Annotated in this window: 1 protein-coding gene; it reads right to left on the bottom strand. The window is 39.0% G+C overall.

Annotated elements, in window-relative coordinates:
• Positions 1 to 3,053, bottom strand: a 3,053-nt coding sequence (locus HF312_21335) for an RHS repeat protein (GenBank protein ID MCU7522759.1), incomplete at its 3' end; no start/stop codon positions are given.
• Between the last annotated feature and the right edge of the window lie 26 nt (positions 3,054 to 3,079).

Genomic DNA, 3,079 nt, shown 5'->3' on the forward strand with positions numbered 1-3,079 from the left:
CCAAAGTAATCGAGACCCGTCTCGGAGTCTCTTTCCTTCGAAGTAAACTTGTACTTTTCACCGGCTGAACCCGTGGTAAAGCTTGAGAACAGCTGCCCGAAAGCATAATAGTCAAAGGCAGATACAGGAACGCCATTGACGTCAAAACCCAGCCTTATGCTTCCAAGGTGATCCTTTACATAATAGATTTTCCTGTCTGTCCTTGTATCAACGTACTCATCTGCCTCCGGATCATACTGGCTTGTATAGTTAATATCAATTCTTCCTATAAGATCATTTCCATATAGGTTTACCAGGCTTAATCTGTCCATTGCTGCGTCATAAACAGCGAGTTCAAGACCTTTATCATCCCTCAAGTAATACTCTTTCTTCCCGTTTGCTTCCTTATATGTTCTTTGCCCTTCATCATCATATCTGTATTTTGCTGAGCCCATCCATAGTGGCAGGTTTCTATGATCATACTGGCTGCTTAACTGATTAAATTCATCATAGGTCACATTTCCATTAACATCATAACCAAAGTACTTTTTCGTTCCATTGAAATATATATAGCTTAATCTATTTCCGTTATAATAATATTCGATTTGATTATATGCTGCCCCGCCGCTTGGCTGCGTATTATACTGCCTCTTTGTTGGATTACCATCTGCATCATACAGAAAAGATTCCATCAAAGTTGAGCCGGAGTAAACAGAAGCAAGCCTGTTCATCCCGTCATAGTTATAGCTTAGTGTCTGACTTCTTAAGGATATATTCACCACCGCTTGACTTGCTATGTTTCCATTGTTGTAAAACCCCAGAGTCTCGGTGAACATTCCGCTGCCGTTATTAATATTTTTAAGCCATCCCCTGTTTGGCTCATATCCAAAGGTTGTCAGGCTTCTTGAACCTGACACCTGGTTATTTGTAAGCGTACTGCACTGATCGGCTTTGTTGTAAGTGTATGTAGCTTCAACTTTGGCAGTATTGTAATCATATACCGAGTTCGATCTCACATCCTTTAATCGTCCCAAATTATCGTAATTGTACCATGCAAATTGTTCCCCGATCTGACTGCCACCCCCTACCTTACAGATACCCTGTAGTTGCTTATTCCCTATATTATCAGTTTGCGTAAAAACAAGTTTCCAGGAATTCCTGCCGACTTTAATATACATATGGTTTACTCTACCAAGCTGATCGTATAGGTAAATCTTATAGTTCCATCCCTGCCCAGGTTTATCCCTGAATGCAGTTGCAACCAGATTTCCTCTCAGATTCCTGCTGCTGTTGGCATCATATTGCAGCCACGTAAAAGGATCAGGCATTTGCTTAAAAACACCCTCTTTTCTGTATACGTCATACATATTTACAGTTACAAAATTTGCTGTATCGGTTTTTACATCCTCAAAGTGACCTACTGAATAACTTGTGCTATAGTCTTTATCTGCCTCAAGGCTGTTGAATCCGTAATTTGACGGCAGAGTTCCCACCAGCAGTACCCTGTCTTTTGAGTCATACTTTTGAAATGTAATTCCCCTTTCAGTAGAAGGGGCAGAGGCATTCATTGAAAACCTCAGGCGGTTATATCTGTCGAACTTAGTCATTGTAGTTCCCTCATCTGCGGGAGACTCTTTCTTAGACAAATTCCCCAGATCGTCATAGTAGTAATTAACCGTTTTTCCCGCAGGGGAAATAACCTGAATTAACCTATAGGCGTCGTCATATTTGAAAACCGTAGGTTTATTGTTCCCTATTTTCTCGGCAACTTTATTTCCCACAAGGTCAAAATATGTATAAACTGCAAGATTTTCATCTTTATTCTCATCAACAGCTTTGGTATATTCGGAATAGCTTGTCTGCCACAGTGTTCCGCTTTCAAGTGTATTCGATTGTTTGAAGTATTCAATTGTCTTATTCGTTAAGTCCCCATTTTCTATTTTAATCGGCCTTTGCAGATAGTCATAATAATACTTCTTAATTCTTCCTTCCCCGTCTTTTTCCTGTGAGACAAGTCCCATGTAGTTATAGGTTTTATCACTTTTTGTTTCATATGTTCCGGATTCATTTTTCGCCTGATCCAGGCGGAGATTTCCAAAACTGTCAAAATAAGACTTCCTTTCCACACTCAACAATGCCGAAGGTGTATTGTTAATCCTGACCGTCTCGGTTACAGTATTGTTTACGTCATCATAGGATGTAATGGATGAATAATTCGTATTTACGCCGTCATAGAAGCTTAAGGGCATGGCCGTATTGGTTGGCCTGCCTAAGGCATCGTAATAATACTCAGAGTATATGGAATTTTCGTCTACCTTGAACTTAAGATTTCCTCTTTTATCAAATGCCGTATAAACCTGAAGTGTATCGTTAGTAACAGTAGTATATTCAAGCACGGGATTGCCTGTAAAGGTGTAGCCCACCTGCCCATCTTTTTCAATTTTACCGCATTTGAAGCCGAATCCATGCAACTGATTATTGCTGTTTTTTATGGCATCTATTATTGGAGTAACATCAACTCGCATGTTTACGTAGTTGGAATTATTTGACATTGTCACGAAAACCGAAGAGGCCGCAATGGAAGTATATGAGGTGCCTGTCAAACCAGATATTGTAATAACAGGATATTCCGGATTAAAAGCATCAACTTTTACGGTGAAATTTAGATAGGCTTTCTTTGCATATGTTTTTACTACATCAACAGGTGACTGAAGATATGTGTAGTAATTGGCATAATCAGTAATGGGCTCCCTATAAGGAGGGTTGGTAATTTGGTAATAAATCGGGTACAAATTTGCATTTTGATTGCCCTTTATATTTGATTTGTTGATAGTAAAATTATTCGTCCCGTTTACAGTATTATTAATCTCACTGCAATGTTCATTCTTATAAAAGGATACTGTCTTAAAGGGATTCATCTGAAACATGTTCTGTGAGAAACTTGAAGAATAGTTTGAATAATCAAATTTTACCTTTTTCCCAGTAACAGACGCCTGAAAGATACCATATGCATTTCTTTGTGGATAATAATAGTTATTTGCTATGCCTTTGGGAGAGTTATTTGTGCCTTTCAACAAACCCCAATTGGCCGGATCTTCAG

This window comes from Ignavibacteria bacterium (assembly GCA_025612375.1).
Classification (GTDB): domain Bacteria; phylum Bacteroidota; class Ignavibacteria; order Ignavibacteriales; family SURF-24; genus JAAXKN01.